The organism is Candidatus Cloacimonadota bacterium, from assembly GCA_020532355.1.
Classification (GTDB): Bacteria; Cloacimonadota; Cloacimonadia; order Cloacimonadales; family Cloacimonadaceae; genus UBA5456.
In genome coordinates, this window is the sequence record JAJBBD010000324.1 from 1 (window position 1) to 18,950 (window position 18,950).

The 18,950-nt window shown below is 42.1% G+C and carries 14 protein-coding genes; 3 read left to right on the forward strand and 11 right to left on the reverse strand.

Going from position 1 to position 18,950, the window contains the following annotated elements; translation table 11 throughout:
- From LHW48_11085 to LHW48_11125, 9 genes are all read right to left on the reverse strand, one after another.
- On the reverse strand, positions 1-449 hold a 449-nt coding region (locus tag LHW48_11085), incomplete at its 3' end, for a 2Fe-2S iron-sulfur cluster binding domain-containing protein (protein ID MCB5260991.1).
- Between the two features lie 478 nt (positions 450-927).
- Complete coding sequence (mfd, locus tag LHW48_11090) at positions 928-4,323, reverse strand: transcription-repair coupling factor (GenBank protein MCB5260992.1); 3,396 nt, start codon at positions 4,321-4,323, stop codon at positions 928-930.
- Positions 4,324-4,383: 60 nt separating this feature from the next.
- Positions 4,384-5,637, reverse strand: coding sequence for a histidine--tRNA ligase (hisS, locus tag LHW48_11095; GenBank protein MCB5260993.1), 1,254 nt, complete (start codon positions 5,635-5,637; stop codon positions 4,384-4,386).
- Positions 5,634-6,428: a tRNA pseudouridine(38-40) synthase TruA gene (gene truA / locus LHW48_11100; protein MCB5260994.1), complete on the reverse strand. Its 795-nt coding sequence runs from the start codon at positions 6,426-6,428 to the stop codon at positions 5,634-5,636. Before truA ends, hisS begins: the two co-directional genes overlap by 4 nt.
- A 10-nt stretch (positions 6,429-6,438) precedes the next feature.
- Positions 6,439-7,071 (reverse strand): hypothetical protein, encoded by a 633-nt coding sequence (locus LHW48_11105; GenBank protein MCB5260995.1) that lies wholly within the window; start codon positions 7,069-7,071, stop codon positions 6,439-6,441.
- Positions 7,068-9,734: a tetratricopeptide repeat protein gene (locus tag LHW48_11110; GenBank protein MCB5260996.1), complete on the reverse strand. Its 2,667-nt coding sequence runs from the start codon at positions 9,732-9,734 to the stop codon at positions 7,068-7,070. The genes LHW48_11105 and LHW48_11110 overlap by 4 nt, the downstream gene beginning before the upstream one ends.
- A gap of 31 nt (positions 9,735-9,765) precedes the next feature.
- Positions 9,766-11,295 carry a histidine ammonia-lyase gene (hutH, locus tag LHW48_11115; protein ID MCB5260997.1) on the reverse strand — a complete coding sequence of 510 codons (1,530 nt, stop codon included), beginning with the start codon at positions 11,293-11,295 and terminating at the stop codon, positions 9,766-9,768.
- Positions 11,296-11,810: 515 nt separating this feature from the next.
- Positions 11,811-12,890, reverse strand: coding sequence for a response regulator (locus LHW48_11120; GenBank protein ID MCB5260998.1), 1,080 nt, complete (start codon positions 12,888-12,890; stop codon positions 11,811-11,813).
- Between the two features lie 8 nt (positions 12,891-12,898).
- On the reverse strand, positions 12,899-13,588 hold the full coding sequence (locus tag LHW48_11125; GenBank protein ID MCB5260999.1) for an SOS response-associated peptidase: 690 nt from the start codon (positions 13,586-13,588) through the stop codon (positions 12,899-12,901).
- 108 nt (positions 13,589-13,696) lie between these two features.
- Here LHW48_11125 and LHW48_11130 point away from each other — a divergent pair, with 108 nt between their 5' ends.
- From LHW48_11130 to LHW48_11140, 3 genes are read left to right on the forward strand one after another with little or no spacing between them, the layout of a single operon-like run.
- Positions 13,697-14,344: an endonuclease III gene (locus LHW48_11130; GenBank protein ID MCB5261000.1), complete on the forward strand. Its 648-nt coding sequence runs from the start codon at positions 13,697-13,699 to the stop codon at positions 14,342-14,344.
- A gap of 16 nt (positions 14,345-14,360) precedes the next feature.
- A complete protein-coding gene (locus tag LHW48_11135; protein MCB5261001.1) occupies positions 14,361-14,666 on the forward strand; it encodes an HIT family protein in 306 nt (101 codons plus the stop codon).
- A 34-nt stretch (positions 14,667-14,700) separates the two neighbouring features.
- A complete protein-coding gene (locus LHW48_11140; GenBank protein MCB5261002.1) occupies positions 14,701-17,244 on the forward strand; it encodes a S8 family serine peptidase in 2,544 nt (847 codons plus the stop codon).
- Between the two features lie 52 nt (positions 17,245-17,296).
- Here LHW48_11140 and LHW48_11145 read toward each other — a convergent pair whose 3' ends face one another.
- Both LHW48_11145 and LHW48_11150 read right to left on the reverse strand, forming a co-directional pair.
- The gene (locus tag LHW48_11145; protein MCB5261003.1) at positions 17,297-17,947 is read right to left on the reverse strand and encodes a CoA transferase subunit B; all 651 of its coding nucleotides are present in this window, start codon (positions 17,945-17,947) and stop codon (positions 17,297-17,299) included.
- A complete protein-coding gene (locus tag LHW48_11150) occupies positions 17,940-18,605 on the reverse strand; it encodes a 3-oxoacid CoA-transferase subunit A (GenBank protein ID MCB5261004.1) in 666 nt (221 codons plus the stop codon). The genes LHW48_11145 and LHW48_11150 overlap by 8 nt, the downstream gene beginning before the upstream one ends.
- Positions 18,606-18,950 lie beyond the last annotated feature (345 nt).

Consider the following 18,950-nt stretch of genomic DNA (forward strand, 5'->3'; position numbering starts at 1 on the left):
TCTAAGGCTGCCATAATGTTTTCCTGATTGGGGTGCGTTATCGTAGCCAGCATAGCAAACAGACTCATCACAAAGCCAGGGGTGCAATATCCACATTGAGTGCCATGATGTTCTAAAAGGGCTTGCTGGATAGGATGAAGCTCTTCGGGCTTTCCCAAACCTTCCACAGTAATAAGGTGCTTGCCGTGAAGTTTTGCTGCGGGATATATGCAGGAGTTTATTGCTTCATACAAAACTTCTCCATCTTTAGGATAGGAGATTACCACAGTACAAGCTCCGCAATCACCTTCATTACAACTGCATTTAGTGCCATACAAATGCAATTGCTTATTCAAAAAATTTAAAGTACTAAGTCCTGGTGCAAGCCGAGCTATCTGCTTATGTCCATTTAAAAAAAACGTTATCTCATTAAAGCAATATTCGCCTGTATCAATTGTCTTCAGGTTCATAATAATACCTCTTGAACAAAAGATATCAAACAAGCAAATCCTGTAAAGTATATTTTTCCTGCAAGAAGAGAGGCGGTACAGCGACCGCCTGTGCTCTCTCATTGCCTCAAGCATAGAATAAGGAATATTCAAGCCCCCTTGATCCTGAACTTGCGGGAGAATCTCAGCTTGAACCTACGCTAATGACAGCCTAAAGCCACAAGAGACCGTTGAAAAATCGGGGCATAAGGCAGAGCTCCATAATATAAAATCGATTAGCAGGTATCTAAGAAAGCCCTATATAACTATGCACTCATAAAGCTTGACCATTGAACGCTAATTGCAGATTGGGGTGGCATATCTTTTCATTCGGGACTAATTGCTTGTTAATCAAGTTATATAAATCTTTACTTAGGTTCAAATGCAGTGTCGCTTCATGCTGGAAGCGGGCTTTATTCACAATTCTCATGTTAGGTTTAGGAGAATGTAATTGCTTGGGTTAGTTGATTGCTTTAGGATTCAAAATTTCTAGTAGCTGGATGGCGCGTTCAAACTGTTGTAAAGAATCCAGATCATCATCCAATTCGATAATGATCTTCAGGCTACTAGTGGCTTCAAATCTAAAAGGCTCCTTTATCTTTGCGCTAAAGTCCAGAATTCCATTTTTGGAAGGAGTGTGGGCAGCATCAAACTCGATTGTCATAGTTCCGCGTTTTACGGTACAATTCTTTAAGTGCAGTTTTTTTGCTAAAAGATCTACTTTAAAGTAAAGCAGTAACCAGCGGGCGTTTTCGGGAATTTCGCCAAAGCGATCGCGCAGCTCAAAGGCAAAATCTTCAATATCTGATAAAGTGCTCAACTCACCAAGGCGGCGATATACGCGGAGTCTTTCTTGATCGTTATCTATATATTCTGGAGGAAAATAGAGGTCCATTTCCGTTTTAATGCTTTGCCGGGTTTCGGGAGTATCATCTTGATACAATACGGAAGTATCGCCACTTTCAACAGCTTCTATAGCCCTGCCCAACAATCGGTTATAGTAGTTGAAGCCGATGGCTTGGATGATCCCGCTTTGCTTGGTTCCCAAGATTGTGCCGGCCCCGCGTAGCTCCAAATCGCGCAGGGCCACTTGAAATCCTGCGCCCAGATAGTCGTATTGTGTAAGAGCTTCCAGCCGTTTACGGGCAACTACAGTGGTGCCTTTAGGTATCAGAAGATAGGCATAAGCCCGGCGGTTGCTTCTACCCACTCTCCCGCGCATCTGATACAATTGCGCCAGTCCAAAGGTATCGGCGCGGTCAATAAGGATGGTATTTGCATTGGGGATATCTATTCCATTTTCGATGATTGTAGTAGAAATGAGTACCTGAAATTCATGCTCCACAAATGCCTTCATTACTTCTTCCAGATGATGTTCGGGCATTTGTGCGTGTCCTACCATAAAGTTGATATCAGGCATTTCGCGGCGTAACTCCAGAGCGATTGTTTCGATAGTTTGAACCCTGTTGTGGACAAAAAATACCTGTCCGCCCCTATCCACTTCTCTGCGAATGGCATCTTTTATTACTTCCATATCTCTGGGCGTAATAATGGTGCGAATAGGAAGCCGTTCTTTGGGAGAAGTTTGCATCAGTGATATCTCTTTGAGTTTTGCTAATGCCATATTCAGAGTGCGGGGGATGGGAGTAGCGCTCATATAAAGAGTATCTACATTACTTTGGATACGGCGGAGACGATCTTTATGACGAACCCCAAAGCGGTGTTCTTCGTCAATAACGAGAAGTCCGAGTTTGGGGAAAATTACATCTTTGGAAAGCAAGCGGTGAGTACCAATGGCAATATCCACCAATCCCGCTGCAATATATTGTATGTCTTTGGCAATAAGGTTTTTACTGCGGAATCGGGAAAGCATAGCTATGCGAACCGGGTATTGTGCCAGGCGTTCTTTAAATACACGAAAGTGTTGCTCTGCCAGTAATGTAGTAGGGGCTAGAACCGCTACTTGAAAGCCGCTATTAACTGCTTTGAAGGCAGCACGAATAGCCACTTCAGTTTTTCCAAAACCAACATCTCCGCAAAGCAAACGCTCCATAGGTGAGGGCAATTCCATATCGTCTTTGATCTCACGGCTTGCCTTAATCTGATCTGGAGTATCTTCATAAATAAAAGATTCCTCCAGTTCAAGCTGCCACTCGGTATCTGGAGTATGTGCCAATCCGGGGCGGCTGCTTCGCTCAGCATATAGTCTTACCAAATCTGCAGCTATAAGCTCTATCTGCTGGGCTGCTTTTCTTTTGGTGTTTTGCCATTTACTGCTGCCCAATTTATTAAGAGAGGGTGCTGTACCTTCTTCTGCTACGTACTTTGTTACCAAAGAAAGCTGGAAAGTAGGAACGTAAACCCTATCCTCGTTGGCATAGCGCAATACCAGGCATTCAACTTCGCGCCCATCAAGCTTAATAATTTTGAGCCCTTCAAAAACTCCAATGCCATGATCTACATGCACTACAAAGTCGCCGGGTTTGAGGTTTTCATAATCAACAATGGTTTCGCCGGGAGCAAAGCGAGGGGCATATCTCTTTCTTTTATAACGGTTAAAAACCTCATGATCGGTAAAAAGACCCAATTTGGCATCTTCTATTTCAAAGCCTTCGTGCAAAACTCCGATGTGACTCTTATAAGGCAGTGTTTCACCGATGGTTTGCCGCATACGCTTTTCTTGGGATTGATTGTCGAACAAGAGATAGTGCTGCCAACCTTGATTGTGCTTACTGAATAAAGATTCGGCTAAGAGCCCCAAATCTCCCTCAAAAGAAGGTTGGGAAGCAAAAGGTGCCCGGATATTATTTTTTACTTCTGGTAAGATAAATTCACTTTGCGAAAGATATAAGCTCCCGGATTGGGCAATACAATTATAGAAACCTTCCTCTTGTAGCAGAAGGTCTTTAACTTTTGGGATTTTTCCCTTACTGCCCTTTTTAAGTTCTTTGCGATATTGCAGATAAGTTTGTTCGTTGAGGGCTTCCATCTCTTCCTTTATGTAACTGAAATTGCTGAACAAAAAGAATCTTTTTTCGGGAGGGAAGTAATCTGCAAAGGTGCATAGATTCTTTGTAAGGAGACTATAGTAGTTTTCAATACCTTCAAAAAACCCTTTCTCGCGTATTTTGGAGATAATTACGGATCCCGAATCTACATCATCCAAGCTCAGCTCCCGCGCCGGAATTACCAATACATGATCTAATTCTTGAGCAATAGAACGTTGTGTATTTGCAGAAAACGCCCTTATAGACATTATCTCATCACCCCAAAACTCAATACGAACTGGGTTTAGAGAAGGTGGTGAAAATAAATCTAAAATTCCTCCACGTTTGGCTGCCTGATACACCGTAGATACTTGGTACTCAATCTCATATCCCATATTCTGTAAACTTTTAAGCAGTTCAATTGGATTTAGTGAATCTCCCTTTTTTAGAGTAAAAATGTGGCTGGAGAGGCTATTGCGGTCTGGGATCATTCGTAAAAAAGAGCGGATAGAAAGGCTGTAAACTGCTGGAATTTGACTGGTTACGGCATTCAGAAGGCTTATCATGCGGGTTGCCCGAATGGAGTAGTGAGGCGAACGTTCTTCATAGGGCAGGATCTCGTAATCTGGCAAATACAGAGCATTATCTTTACCGATGAGGCTTACAAGGTCGTCCCACAGGTCTTCGGCGATTATGTCATCCTGCGAAACCAAGATAATATTCAAACCGGTTTTTGCCCAGATATGGGCTGCAATTAAAGCTCTGGCACTTTGACTGAGATGGTGTATCTGAGTGTGGTTGTGTAAGGGTAGAAGCGAGTTGAAGAAGGATGATTGTTCCAAACGGGATGAGATTTTGGTATAAAGCATTACGATACCCTTGCTTAAAGAGAATCCCTATGCAGATTAGTGGGGATTCTCAATTGCTTCTTAATTAGTAAGTTTACGGATTATCTCTGCCAGATTGAGACTTTCCTGAATGGAGGTACTCAAGTTCTTGAGTATAATTTTATTATTGGCAAGTTCGTCATCTCCTAGAATAATAGCATATGCGGCATGAGATGCGTCGGCCGCCTTCATTTGGGCTTTGAAAGATGCTTTTTCGGGATTGTATTCAACATATATTCCTTCGTTTCTGAGGGCTTGCGATATAGATAAGATTGCTTCTTGGGCACTTTCTCCAATCGCAATTGCATATACTTGCGGATTAGGAAGATTTGGCAGAGGAACCTTTTCCTGCTCAAGCGCCAATAACAAACGCTCAAATCCCCCTGCAAAACCTATGGCGGGAGTATCTTTGCCCCCTATTTGGGAGATGAGGGCATTGTATCTACCGCCTCCAGCAATGGAATTTTGGGCTCCTAATGAGTCTACAATGAGCTCGAACGCTGTATTTGTGTAATAATCTAAACCTCTTACTATGGCTGGGTTTATGGTGTAGTTTATGCTCATTTTATCCAAATAACGGCAAGTATCCTCAAAGTGGGTGCGGCATTCTTCATCCAGATAATCCAATTGAGAAGGTGCTTTGTGGCGAAAAACCTGACAACTGGGAACTTTGCAATCCAAAAGCCGACGCGGTTTTTGCTCGAAGCGTTTTTGGCAATCTGGGCAAAGCTGGGTTAAATGTGGTCGATAGTAATCTCTAAGAGCTTGATCGTAGCTTGCTGCACAATTTGCGCAACCCACACTATTTATCTCCAAGCGAACGTTTTTAAGCCCTAGGGCTTTTAAGAATTGCATCTCGACAGCAATAACTTCAGCATCGTAATAGGGATGGTTGCTGCCGATGAGCTCTATGCCATATTGATAGAATTGGCGGTATCTACCTGCTTGCGGACGATCGTAGCGAAACATAGGTCCCATATAGTACAGTTTACTGCGTCCGCCGCTTTTATCCATGTGGTTTTCAACATATGAGCGAACCACCGGAGCCGTACCTTCGGGGCGCAAGGCAAAGATTCTGCCTTTTTGATCTGTAAAGCGATACATTTCTTTTTGCACAACATCCGAGTTTTCTCCTGAGCTGCGCTCAAACAATTCGGCGAGTTCAAAGATGGGCGTAGTAATCTCCATGTAGCCAAAACTATCGGCAATCTTGCGAAATACGCTCTTTACATATTGCCATTTGGGGCTATCGGAGGGTAGAATATCATAAGTTCCACGGGGAATTTTGTAAGTCATGTTTTCCTCTTTCGTAGATCATCAAATTTATATGTGGGTCTGCCGTCAAGCAGTTCGGTGGGATATTTTACGCTTACCAGATACAATCCTGCTGCCGGAGCGGTTGTTACTAAGTTCTGGCGGGGGCATTGATCTGCCAATAGTTTATCGATTGTAGTGGCTGGTAGATCAAAATGAGAAACATTGGCTAAAGTACCCACGATTCGGCGCACCATATTGTGCAAAAATCGATCCGCCCGTACATGAAATGTAAAATTGAATTCGTCTTCGCAAATAGAGAGTTCTTTTAAATCGCAAACATGATTGGGTACTTCCGGATTCAACCTGCCAAAACTGCTGAAATCGTGTTTTCCTAAAAGTCTTGCTGCTGCTTCAAGCATTGGGTTTAGGCTAATTCTTAGATGAGGAAGAAAGCCGGCAAAATTGCGATTGAAGGGGTCTGCATCTTTGCTAAGGATGTATTTGTACTGCCGTTCATAAGCTTGATAGCGTGCTGAGAGATTAGCTTCTACTTGCCAGATTTGCAGCACCTTTATATCAGCGGGTAGCCACCGGCGAAAAGCAAACAGCATTTGAGGCATGGTCATATTTCCCTCATACTCAAAATGGGCATATTGCGCTAATGCGTGCACTCCTGTATCGGTTCTGCCTGCGGCAACTATGGGAGTGTGATGTTGACAAAACTGTTCTAAAGCATTTTCCATAGTGGTTTGAACACTACGTCCTTGTTTTTGTTTTTGCCAGCCGATAAAATCGGTTCCATCGTAAGCAATCTTTATAAGATAACGCATCGTGATTATCCTATAAGGCATTAACCAAGCCCAAAAGAACCAAAAAAAGCAATCCGAACAGGTTTGCCCGGTAGTGAATTTCGGGAGGGGGATTATTCTGAGCTAAGAGGCCATTTACTTTATCTTCAATACTAGGGCTTTTTTCATAGAGTTGTTTGCCGGCGTTAATAGCCTTATCTAGCATCCCATAAATACTATGTTGAATTTGCATGGATCGATATATGCTAAGATATTGTTTTAGAAACAAGTATGTTGCCAGGATGTACGAAATCACTGCTCTACATGGCTTATTTCTGCATAGGGAAAGGCTTTGAGCCAAAAGGGATGCTTTGTGCAAAGAGCCCCATACCGCTACAGTAATAAGTACAAAATATATAATTTTAAAGGAGAAAAGAAGAGATTGAAGGAAATCGACTCCGAACAGTAGGCAAAGCAACCAGTAGGCTGCAAAAAAGCTTAACAACTTGCGAATTGCAAACAGAAAACTGGAATATAACAAAGGTTCTGCATTTAGATATAGCAATACCAGCAATGTTTGAGCCGCAAGTTGGCGGAAAGATGCTTCAAAACCCGTAAAAATACCTATTACAAAGATGCCCAGCCTGAGTAGCACATGCTGGCGCATAATTAACTGGGACTTCATTTACTTTCTGAGTCCTCTTTATTAGCGGGGGGAGCTGGAATGGGATCTATATTACTTACAGGGTTTTGTTCTGTGTTGTTTTCTAAAGCTTCAGTGGGATTACTATCTACTTGGGGCAAAACATCAAGGCTGTCTGGCTTTAAGCTATCTGTTGTAGGAAGAGTATGATCCTTCTCTATTGTTAAACTTTCTTCTAGGGCAGCTTTCTCTTCGATATCGAGGATATTGTTAATGGCTTCAGAAGGTTTTACCGATAGGGAATCTTCAACTTGTGGACTAGAGCCTATATCAAGGCTATCTATTTCCGCTTTTAGGGTGTCGATGCTCAAGCTATCTACTAATGTGGTTTGCGAAAGCATATCTAGGCTGTCCAATTCGATTGGTTCTGTGCTGTTCAAGCTATCGGGATCTGCCGTAAGCAAACTATCGGGGACTTGAATATAACTATAATCCGATTCTCGCTTCAAAAATTTCTGTCCGTCATAAAAGCGGAGCACTAGCTGTTTATATTCAGGAGGTTCGTCATATTCTAAGACCACATTCAAATAGGTTTTGGCTAAGGTAGTATCGGGAGCTTCAAAACTGTAGTGCCAACCTAAGCGGTAATTTGCTTTTATGCTGAGATCACTATATTCGCTTTCTATAAAATCTTGCATGGCAGAAATGAGCGAATCGGGGTTATCTGGATACATCTCTAAGGCAGCATCGAAGGCAATTTCTGCTTCTTCCCAGTCTGGATCGGTTAGTGTGGGTTTTTTGCCGGCAACGACGGCATTGGCAGCGGCAGTATAAAGGCTTCGAGGGAAGCGTTGAATTAAGGTTTGATGTATCTCTTCGGTTTCGTCTTCCCTACCGGATATTTTGTTTTGGATAGTGAACATGGAATAATAGCAGAAGGGTAAAATCTCGGTATCGAACTGGTGAAGAATTTCGTTGAGTTCTTCCAATTGCTTTTGTTCTGTTTCAAGTCGTCGCTCTAGGGTGTTTATGGAGGCATAAAGCTCTTCAGGGCTTAATGCTTTTTCCGGCGTTTCAGGAGGGCTTTCTGCGTGCTCAGCGCTTTGTGGGTTATCTATATCCAAAGTTAAATCATTTTGAGTAACAGCATCAGGAATATCGGGTTTGGGTTCAATTATCTCTTCTGTGTTAAGGCTATCGGCAAATTGAACCTCCTCTATGCTCACAGAAGTTGTGCTATCCGGCAGGCTTGTGGCTTCTAACACATTTAATTCAGTTGCCTCAGTAATTGTTTCAACTATTTCTGGACTTTCTGCAAAACTGCTATCTACAGCAGTATCTGTTTCTTCCAAAAGTATTGAGAGCGAATCCGGCATAACTGTTGCCAAGCTATCTTCGATACTTACTGCAATGTCTGTTTTGAGGCTATCTGAAAGCATAAATTCTAAGCTGTCTATTTGAGCAGTGATTTCGGAAATGACCTGGCTTAAAGAATCTATTTGTATAGCGAAACTATCTCTTTGGGCTATTACGAATTGATAGTTCATTAAGGCAGAATCCGGCAATGCGATGGCACCTAAGAAGCTTTCGGCTCGTTGATAATAATAATCCAAAAATTGTTGCAAATTGTTGCTGTTGGAAGGTTTTTGTCCACTTGTACTTTGGGTTATGGCACTTGCCAACTGATTGCCTAGAGTGCTGTATTCGGAAGTGCTAAACTCGGCTCTAACTTTATTTAGATAGGTAACTGCAGTATCGTGATCATTATTAGTATAATATAGATATCTTCCCCAATAGTAGTATGCTGCAGCAGAATGCTCTGTGCGAGAATAGGTCTTGGTTACGCTTTCCAATTCTTCCAAGCCATCTTCTTCTTCGCCATTTGCCAAGAGAATTCTGCCATAAAGCACTTTTGCGCGCGATAGCATATCGGGTCTGGTTTCGTTGCGCACCACATATCTGATTTCTTTTAGGGCGTCTACGTACTGCTGTAACATCATCATGTTAATGGCTATATAATAGTGAGCCTCCAATTTCTTTTCTTTAGGGATTCCCCTGGTATCAATAAAGGTTCTAAATTCCTCTAAAGATTTATTGTAATCCTTCTGCATATAGTAGTTTTTCCCAATCAAGAAAAACGCTTCTTTTGCTTCCTTTGTTTTACCATAATCATTCATTATGCGTTGCAGCCAATATTGAGCACGGATATAGTCTTCATCCGAGATTTCAAAATCGGCTAAGAGCAGAAGGGCTCGGGGATGGTGCTTAATGTATTTGGGATTGCGAACAAATCCTTCTAATACAGCCTCAGATTGAGCAGCCTGATTGATCTCGCGCAGAATTCTTGCCAAATAGATATTTGCATCGGGGATATGTTTACTTTTGGGGTATCCGGTAATCAGGCTTTCGAAAGCATCTTTGGCTTGAAAGGCAGAATTCTTTTTGTAATACAAAGCTCGTGCCATCAAGAACAGTGCATCATCGGCTCGTTTTCCGGTGCTATTACGAGTTAGGATAATGCCGCATTTCTGAATGGTTTTGGTGTATTCGTCTACTGCTTGAGGCGTAGGACGTCCATTGGCGCTTAGGGGGCGTTCCTGCGCACTCTTAAAATAGTTTTTGGCATTATACATAGTGTTGTCTATGCCGCATGCAATAAGCAAGAACAGGGCTGCAGTATAGACAATTATGCGCAAATTTCTCATAACGCAATAGCGGCGAACTTGGCTCTATTTGTCAATCGATTTTTATTCCCATGCTTTCCACGGCGCTAAGAATGTCACCTTGCTTGATTAAGCATTGGGCGGTTTGAATCTCTTTGTACATCACTCTATCTTCACGAAGCCTGGGCACTAAAGAGCGGAGCTTTGCCCGCACACTTTCAATAGCCTCAGAGCTGGGGATATCTCGAATGTCTATAGCCTGCGTAGCTATCATCAGTTCTATAGCAAGAACGTTATTAACGTTTTCTACAATCTGTAATAGTTTTATGGCCGAAACAGATCCCATTGATACGTGGTCTTCCTGATTTGCAGAGGTTGGAATGTTATCTACAGAGGCGGGGTGAGACAGTACTTTGTTTTCACTAACAAGTGATGCAGCAGTTAACTGGATTATCATAAATCCCGAGTCTAATCCGGGTCGATGAGCCAAAAAGGGTGGCAATCCCCTAGATAAAGCGGGATTGAGGATTTGCTCCATGCGCCGCTCACTGATGTTTGCTAGTTCGCTGATTGCTATACCCATGGTATCTAAGGCAATAGCCAAAGGTTCACCATGAAAGTTCCCACCAGAAATCACTTTGTCCTCATCGGGAAAGATGAGAGGATTATCGGTAGCAGAATTAATTTCTATTTCCAGAACCTTACGGGCATAGCATAAAGCATCGCGTACTGCTCCATGTACTTGGGGAGAGCATCGTAGGGAATATGCATCCTGAACATTATCGCAGTTGAGATGGCTTTTACGCAGAGGGCTGTTATCTATAAGCTTACGAATGTTCTCTGCGGAATACAACTGCCCCGGATGAGGTCTTAATTTGTGAACTAATGGGTCCATAGCCTGGGGTGTGCCTAAAAGAGCATCGATGGACATGGCGGCAAGGATGTCTGCCTGTTTGCACATTAGCTCAGATCTGATTAGGCATAATGCACCAATTGCTGCCATTACTTGCGTACCATTATTCAAAGCTAATCCTTCTTTTGCTGCCAGCTTGACCGGCGAAATGTTTGCTTTTTTCATCGCTTCGAAGCCAGTCATTCGCTGCCCCATATATAAGGCTTCGCCCTCGCCTAAAAGCACTAATGCCAGATGTGACAGTGGAGAAAGATCTCCGCTTGCTCCTACCGATCCCCGCATGGGTATTATAGGATGTACATGTTTGTTTAACATCTCAACTAAGGTTTGCAGGGTTTCCAGTCTTATCCCAGAATGCCCTTTTGCAAGCACAGCTATGCGTAATAACATAATTGCCCGGGTAATTTCTTCACTGTAGGGATCGCCAACACTTACGGCATGACTGCGAATAAGATTCGACTGCAATTCTGCAATGTTCTCTTTAGCTATGCATACACTACTGAATTTGCCAAATCCGGTTGTAAGCCCGTATACTATGTCTCCGTTGGCAATTACGCGCTCAACGTAATCTCGGCATTTTATAACTTTGCTAATACTTTGCTCGGCTAAGCGAATCGGTGCTTTTTGAATTGCAACCTGTGCTACTGCCTCCAGACTTAGACTACTACCGTCGATAATTATTTCTTGCATGATTCCTCTGATATAGCTATATAGTAAAGATGATAAGTGGAAACCAATCGTTAGTTTTGCTCAACAGATAGGGATAGGGGGTTTTTGTCAAGCAGAGAAGCAAGTAGTAAGACCATTGAATAATCGTGGCATGGGGCGGAGTCTCATATTACAATGGTGGAGGGTGGGCATGGATAGACCTGAAAAAGCCTACCAAACCGAGATCTCGTGCCTAAAAAATTTGCTATCTATATGTATCTGCAACGGTCTTTTCTTTATCCAGCGCCAAAAGCAACAACATTAGCCTTTGCAGCCAGGGTGTTCCTCCCATATTGGATTAAGCTATGCTTACCCAAGATTCAGGCCACCATTCTCCAATATTTTAGGCTCCATAACGGGAGCAAACTCACCTAACTCTAACCCGATGCGGAGGCAGAGCTATGGGCTGATTTTCAAGCTATGTTTGTACATGGAACTATATTCATCCTTTATAATATGGTTTTTTAGGATATATTCCCGCAGACAACTTAGAACAATTAGATTGTTTCTTGCAAGAGGTTGTTTAAGGCATCTGGGTTTTTCAATTTTTCAAAAATATCTTGTTGGTGATTTACAAACACCTTACCTACTTCCGGATCAAACTGAATATTGAAATTATCGAATACTTCTTTTGCTGCCTCTTTATATGTGAGCTTTTTGCGGTAGGGACGCTGACTAGTCATGGCATCAAAACTGTCTGCCACACTTACAATTCGCGCCAAAGGATGTATCTCATTGAGGCAAATGCCATAGGGATAACCAGCCCCATTCGCCCACTCATGATGCTGCAAGATGATTCGGCTTATCGTTTCGGGCAAACCAATGGGGTTTATGATTTTTGCGCCAATTATAGGGTGTTGTTTTATAATGTCATATTCGCTTGTTGTGAGGTTTTGTTCTTTGTTAAGAACGTTACTCAAAATGCCAATTTTTCCCAGATCATGTAGCAAGGCGCCAATACGCAATTGCCGTAGTTCTTCTTTTTGAATTTGCATTAGCTTACCCAGTTGCATAGCAATTACGGTAACTCGTTCCGAGTGCCCTCGCGTATATATGTCGTTCACTTCCATGGCATTTACCATAGCATGGATAGTGTTTATATAGCTTTTTTCCAATTTGCTTTTGGCGGCAAAAAGTTCAATGGTTCGTTGTTGTACCAACAATTCTAGGTGATCGTGATAAAGCTGATTTTGAACTCGCAATTGGTATGCTTCAACTGCTTTTTTGGCGCTTACGATAAGTTCACTTATTTCAAATGGTTTTCTTAAAAACTCATAAACTCCCAAGTGGATAGCTTTACGCATTATTTCTGTATCCGAAAACCCCGTAATGAGAATTACCGGAATTTTTTCATCATATTTTGAAACAACGCTTACCACCTGCAATCCATTCATTTTTGGCATATTTACATCGCTTATAACTGCCGAGTAATCGTTGGTGTAAAGCCAGCGCATGGCTTCTACCGGATCGTTACAGCTATCTACCTTATAGTCTGTATAATTTTGAATACTCAGACTAATTCCATCCAACAGGGCTTGGTCGTCGTCAATCACCAATATTTTTACATGCTTATCCATTATAACACCTAAAAAATGAGCTCTTCTTGAAAATCAGCTTTTCTAATAAGTGACTCATCGTTATTTGTCACTTTATTAACTGCCGTGCTTACACGGTGACATTCTAATGCTGGATCTTGAAGGGGAACAAGCAAGCTTTTTAATATATCAAGATCTTGCAAACCAGGATCTAACCATAAATCAATTTGCTGTTTAGCTAAAATGAGAGGCATGCGCTGATGTAGGTTTTGCATGAACTTGTCAGCGGCTTTGGTAATGATGCCTATAGAAGGTATATAACTCCCATCTCCTGCTTCCCACACATCGTAAATACCTGCCATATAAAGCAGAGAGCCATCTGCAGGGTAGATATAGTAAGGTATTTTTTGTGGGGATGCCCATTCGTAAAATCCATTGGCAGGAATTATTGCCCGTCGCCGGATAAATGATGCCTTGAATGATGGCTTCTCGTGGATGCTTTCACTGCGAACATTGATGAGAGGTGTTTTAGGAATACTCTTCATCCAAGCAGGAATTAAACCCCAACGGAAGAATCCATTATAGCGCAGATTTGCCTTACTTACAATTGCCATAATTACATGCGTGGGAGCCACATTGAAGGATATTTCGGCTTGTTCGGAACTAAGTGAAGCCCGAAGCTCTTTTTGTAGCAAAACTAATTGATCATGCTTAATTACTTGTGCAAATCTTCCACACATCTAAGATTCCTTTAGGTTGACAAGTTTTAAGCCAAGCGAATAATTGGCAAGAAATATTTGCAGAGATATTTATCCTTTTGCATAAAAAGTGGAGAGAAAGGAGAATTTGTGACCAATAAAGAAATTGACCGAGTAATGCAACTGCTTGAGGAACACTTCTATAGCGTTAAAACTCCGATTGTGGACCTGATTCAAGCAAAAACACAAGAACCTTTTAAGGTTCTGGTGGCAACCATTCTCAGCGCTCGCACTAAAGATGAAACTACTGCCAAAGTGGTGAATGATCTATTCAGTGTAGTCAATAAGCCGGAAGATTTAGATAAACTTAGCGTTGATGAACTGGATAAGATTATTTATCAAGTTGGCTTTCATAACGCTAAAACAAAACATCTTAAAGCTTTACCCACGGTTTTGCGAGAGAAATTTGACAATCGGGTACCAAGTGAGATCGATGATTTGTTGTTATTGCCGGGAGTGGGGCGTAAAACGGCAAATCTGGTGCGTGCAGTTGCTTTTTCTTTGCCGGCAATTTGTGTAGATATCCACGTTCATCGCATTTGTAACCGCTGGGGATATATTAAAACAGATACTCCTCTGCAATCTGAAATGGAACTGAGAGCCAAACTGCCACAAAAGCATTGGCTAAAAATAAACTCTTACGTTGTTGCCTTTGGGCAAAATCTGTGCAAACCACGTAAACCCTTGTGCGACAAATGTACTATTTTCCAATATTGTAAACGAATGGGAGTTAATTAGTAGGAGTAAAGCGAGTATGAACTGCGTGTTTTGTGCAATATCATCTGATGCTTATATTATTGAAAATGATTGTTTCTTTGCTATCAAAGATAAACGCCCCGTATCCAAAGGACATTGCCTTATTGTTTCCAAGCGCCACAGCCCCGACTTTTTTTCACTTTCACCAATCGAGGCGAGTTCCTTGCTGGATATCACCAAAAAACTTAAGGAATATCTGGATGCAGAATATTGCCCTCCTAGCTACAATTTGCTTATGAATTGTGGTGCCAGAGCGGGACAAACGGTTTTCCACTACCATTTGCATGTTATTCCACGCTATTAAAAACCAATCCAGATATTCTCATAAGGAGTAAAACATGTGTAGACGCCTATTTGTTTTAATACTCTGTATTTGTGGATTTCTCTTTGCCAAAGAAACCGGATATGAAGCCGGCAAGGTAACCGTAAAGCTCAAAAAGAGCGTTTCTCCGTCAATACTACAATCTTACTTACCGAATTTAGCAATTTTAAAGATTGAACCCCGATTTCATGCCCAAAAAGATGAAAAGGGCTTTCTTAGCAATATCTACGAACTAAGTTTTGATGAAAAGATAAGCCCATATGCCGTTAGCAATGCATTGAAGCAAACTGCAGCTGTGGTGTATGCCGAACCCATTTTTTGGGATGAAGTATTCGATGTGCCCAATGATACTCTCTATATTCAAACGCTAAACCTTGCCTATATGCAGGCAGAATCTGCCTGGAGCTTACACAAGTGCGAGCAAAATCCTATTCTTATTGCTATTGTGGATACGGGAGTAGCATACAAACATCCAGATCTTGCGCCAAATATTTGGCACAACCTCGCAGAAGATGCAAATCAAAATGGTTATACGATGTATTATGATGGTAGTGCTTGGGTATTGGATGCTGGGGATCTGAATGGGATCGACGATGATAATAACGGCAAAATCGACGATTTGATTGGCTGGAATTTTCTGTTAAATAGTGCTGGAGACGAAAATAACGATCCCAACGATCCGGGATCTCATGGCACAAAAGTAGCGGGTTTGGCTGGAGCTGTTACCAACAACTCCATTGGGCTCGCATCATTAAGCTGGAATCCGGTGCTAATGCCCATTTCCTGTGCCAGAGCTGGAGCCACATCCACCATATTTCGGGGATATGATGCCATCCTTTATGCTGCCGAAAATGGTGCAAAAATTATTAATTGTTCTTGGGGTGGAACCGGTTATTCCGCCGCTGCCAAAGATGTAATCGACTATGTAACTCAACTGGGTACAATAGTAGTTGCTGCAGCAGGGAATAGTAATGATTCAACGCCAATTTATCCCGCAGCATATCCAGGCGTATTGGCTGTTGCCGCACTATATAACAACGGTATTAAATGGAGTGGCTCTAATTATGGCGCATATGTTGATTTTGGCGTACCTAACCAGAATTTTTATACTACAACGCCACCATTAGGTTATTATACGGGAACAGGTGCCACTTCATACGCTTCACCATTGGGCACAGCTTTAGCGGCTCTTGCAGTATCCCACTACCCCGAAGTTTCTGCCACAGAGATAAAGCATCGGATCATTGCCACATGCGATAATATCGATGCTCAAAACCCCAACTATATCTATAAATTAGGCGGGGGCATAGCAAATGCCTTTAATGCGTTGGATGAAACTGAGCCATACCAAGAGCCGTGTTTGAAGCTAGATCTGTTTTCACAAGGGCTTCCTCACGATCATAATGGAGATAGCAGCATAGACCCCAACGACCTTATAAGCCTGAATTTTATCCTGAGAAACTATAGTATGTTCAGCGATAATGCAACTCTTACCATTTCCAGCTCAAATCCGGATATCGAAATAATTCAAGCCCAACATAACTGTACAATTCCTGCCGATGAATTCATAAATCTGCAAGATGCCTTTAGCATTAGCATTAGCTCGAATGCTGCATCTCAATATGTGAACTTGCAATTGGAGATAGATTCTTCTATTCCAATCCATTCTGCCTCCAGTTTCAATATCGGTTTCTATATAAATAATGGTGGTATCTTGGTTTGGGAGCCTATAGCCGGAGGAAGAGACCTCAGTGGCACCTTCATTCGCAATACCCTGCTTGCACAGAATTATGAAGTAGTATATGGAAATGTTTTTCCTGGCTCTTTGCAAGGCTATGATGCCGTATTCCTTAGTTTTGGCTCTGTTGGAACAAACAATTATCGCTTAAATGAACTCTTTATGTACGAAGCCATACGAGATTACCTTTTAGATGGTGGAAAACTCTATATTGAAGGAGCAGATGCCATCGGTTTCGATTTGGAATATTACTTAGGTTATGCAGAAGAAGGCTTAGGTGCGCACACTGTTTTATGGCAGTTATTAGGAATCTCAAATGGAAGCGATGGAACCACAAATGCAATCTCATTGTTGCAAGCTCAATTGCCTTTTAGTGAGATCGTTTTTAACTCCTCAAATCAGGTTAATGTAGAATATATCGATAAATTTACCCCCGCTAATCCCAATGGATTTGTGGCTTGTACCGAAGATTCCTATGGAACGGTGGCTATAGCTTCAAAAGGTGAACACAATCAGCGAAGTTTTGTGTTCTCTTATGCGATGGCAGAGCTTGTTGATAGTGCTCATCCCAATACTGCAATTAATTTCCTCTCAGAAGTGCTGAACTGGTTTATTAACAGTCCCACACCACAAATACAACGCAACGAAAGTGGATTGAGATTAACATGGGAATTGCAGCCCTTAGTTCACACCTATAAAGTGCTGTATGCCAGTGAACCCTATGGTACATATGATGTTTTGGCAGAAGATATAGAGCAGAATTTTTACGATATTCAAAGTCCCTATACCAAAGGATTCTACCGCCTACAAGCTAATCCTTAAAAAAACCCGAGTATAATCCCGGGTTTTAAGCTAAGGCATTATATAGAATCTATTAGCCAAAACAACCAACGGTGTCTGGGATGATTAGATCTGCATCTGTAACTTTTTTCACATCTTCTATGGTAGTTCCGGCAGCAATCTCGCGTAAAACTAAGCCCTCGGCGCATACTTCCATTACCGCCATATCGGTAATGATAAGATTCACCTTGCCTTTGGCTGTTAGTGGTAAAGTGCATTTTTTTAGGATTTTGGAGTTTCCATATTTATCACAATGTTCCATCGCCACAATTACTTTACGGGCGCCAGTAACAAGATCCATAGCACCTCCCATTCCGGGCACCATCTTGCCGGGAATCATCCAGTTTGCCAAGTTACCTTCCTGATCTACCTGAAGAGCGCCTAATACTGTAGCATCAATATGACCTCCACGAATAATGGCAAAACTGAGAGCGCTATCGAAAAATGAAGCACCCTTTAAGGCTGTAATATAACCACCCCCGGCGTTTATCATATCCTTATCTTCTTTTCCCTCAGCTGGATTGGGACCTACCCCCAGCATACCATTTTCGCTCTGGAATACCACGTGTATGCCTTCCGGAATATAGTTCACGGCTAAAGTGGGAAGCCCTATCCCCAAGTTTACATAATCTCCATCTTTAAACTCAAGTGCGATTCTGCTGCCAATCATAGCTCTCTTATCCATGGGCTACCTCCGTGCATTTTACCATGTAGTTTACAAAAACTCCGGGACATGCAATTAATTCGGGATCCAATTCGCCAATTTCCACAATCTCTTCAACTTCAGCGATAGTTATTTTGCCTGCCATTGCCATAATAGGATTGCTATTGCGTGCTGTTTTACGGAAGACAAGATTGCCCATTTTATCTGCTTTATAAGCCTTAATAATGGCAATATCGGCTTCGATGGCGGGCTCCAAAATGTAATTCTTAGAATTCAAGTTTATCACTTGTTTTCCTTCTTCCACAACTGTACCCAACCCCGTGGGAGTAAGAATTCCTCCCAAGCCGGCTCCGGCTGCGCGAACCCGTTCCATTAAAGTGCCTTGGGGGACAAGCTCAATCTGTACTTGATTTGAGTTCATCTGAGCTTGAATTGTTCTGTTTGTACCCAAATGCGATACTTGTGCACTTTTAATCAGGTTTGCTACCACCAATTTGCCTACGCCGCGATCTTCCCAATCGGAGGCGATTACGATCATATGCAGATCACCAATTTTCTGCTCTACAATGGCATCGATAATGCACTCCGGAGCTCCTACGGCTAAAAAGCCGCCTATGGCTACTCTGCTGCCGGGTTTGATCATGTTTGCCGCTTCTGCCGCTGAAATCAACTTTGCCATAAACTCTCCTAAAATTCTAATAATATAATTAAAGTCCACACAATCTTTTTGCATGAAAGTGTCAACCTTTTTCAATGTTTTATAGTGCTGTATCAAGCCTGTTTTAACCCAATTGAGGCATTGGAGTTCAAAGCGCATAAACTAACTATCCCTTATTTAATATCTTATGGGTGGTTTGGACTTCAAGGCCGTGCATAATTACACGCCTGCTTTTGAAGTCCATGAGACCTATTAAGTTCAATATCAGCAGGAACTTAATTGGCCTCATGAACTCCAATAGCATGGTTCAGGTTTATGTATTAAGAGTCACCGAAAATTGCAGATGGCGGATTATTAAAATGAAAA

What these genes read in the sequence shown, in the direction of transcription:
- mfd (MCB5260992.1), bottom strand. Translation starts at nt 4,323, where the DNA reads ATGCTTTATACCAAAATCTCATCCCGTTTGGAACAATCATCCTTCTTC.
- hisS (MCB5260993.1), bottom strand. Translation starts at nt 5,637, where the DNA reads ATGACTTACAAAATTCCCCGTGGAACTTATGATATTCTACCCTCCGAT.
- truA (MCB5260994.1), bottom strand. Translation starts at nt 6,428, where the DNA reads ATGCGTTATCTTATAAAGATTGCTTACGATGGAACCGATTTTATCGGC.
- LHW48_11105 (MCB5260995.1), bottom strand. Translation starts at nt 7,071, where the DNA reads ATGAAGTCCCAGTTAATTATGCGCCAGCATGTGCTACTCAGGCTGGGC.
- LHW48_11110 (MCB5260996.1), bottom strand. Translation starts at nt 9,734, where the DNA reads ATGAGAAATTTGCGCATAATTGTCTATACTGCAGCCCTGTTCTTGCTT.
- hutH (MCB5260997.1), bottom strand. Translation starts at nt 11,295, where the DNA reads ATGCAAGAAATAATTATCGACGGTAGTAGTCTAAGTCTGGAGGCAGTA.
- LHW48_11120 (MCB5260998.1), bottom strand. Translation starts at nt 12,890, where the DNA reads ATGGATAAGCATGTAAAAATATTGGTGATTGACGACGACCAAGCCCTG.
- LHW48_11125 (MCB5260999.1), bottom strand. Translation starts at nt 13,588, where the DNA reads ATGTGTGGAAGATTTGCACAAGTAATTAAGCATGATCAATTAGTTTTG.
- LHW48_11135 (MCB5261001.1), top strand. Translation starts at nt 14,361, where the DNA reads ATGAACTGCGTGTTTTGTGCAATATCATCTGATGCTTATATTATTGAA.
- LHW48_11140 (MCB5261002.1), top strand. Translation starts at nt 14,701, where the DNA reads ATGTGTAGACGCCTATTTGTTTTAATACTCTGTATTTGTGGATTTCTC.
- LHW48_11145 (MCB5261003.1), bottom strand. Translation starts at nt 17,947, where the DNA reads ATGGATAAGAGAGCTATGATTGGCAGCAGAATCGCACTTGAGTTTAAA.
- LHW48_11150 (MCB5261004.1), bottom strand. Translation starts at nt 18,605, where the DNA reads ATGGCAAAGTTGATTTCAGCGGCAGAAGCGGCAAACATGATCAAACCC.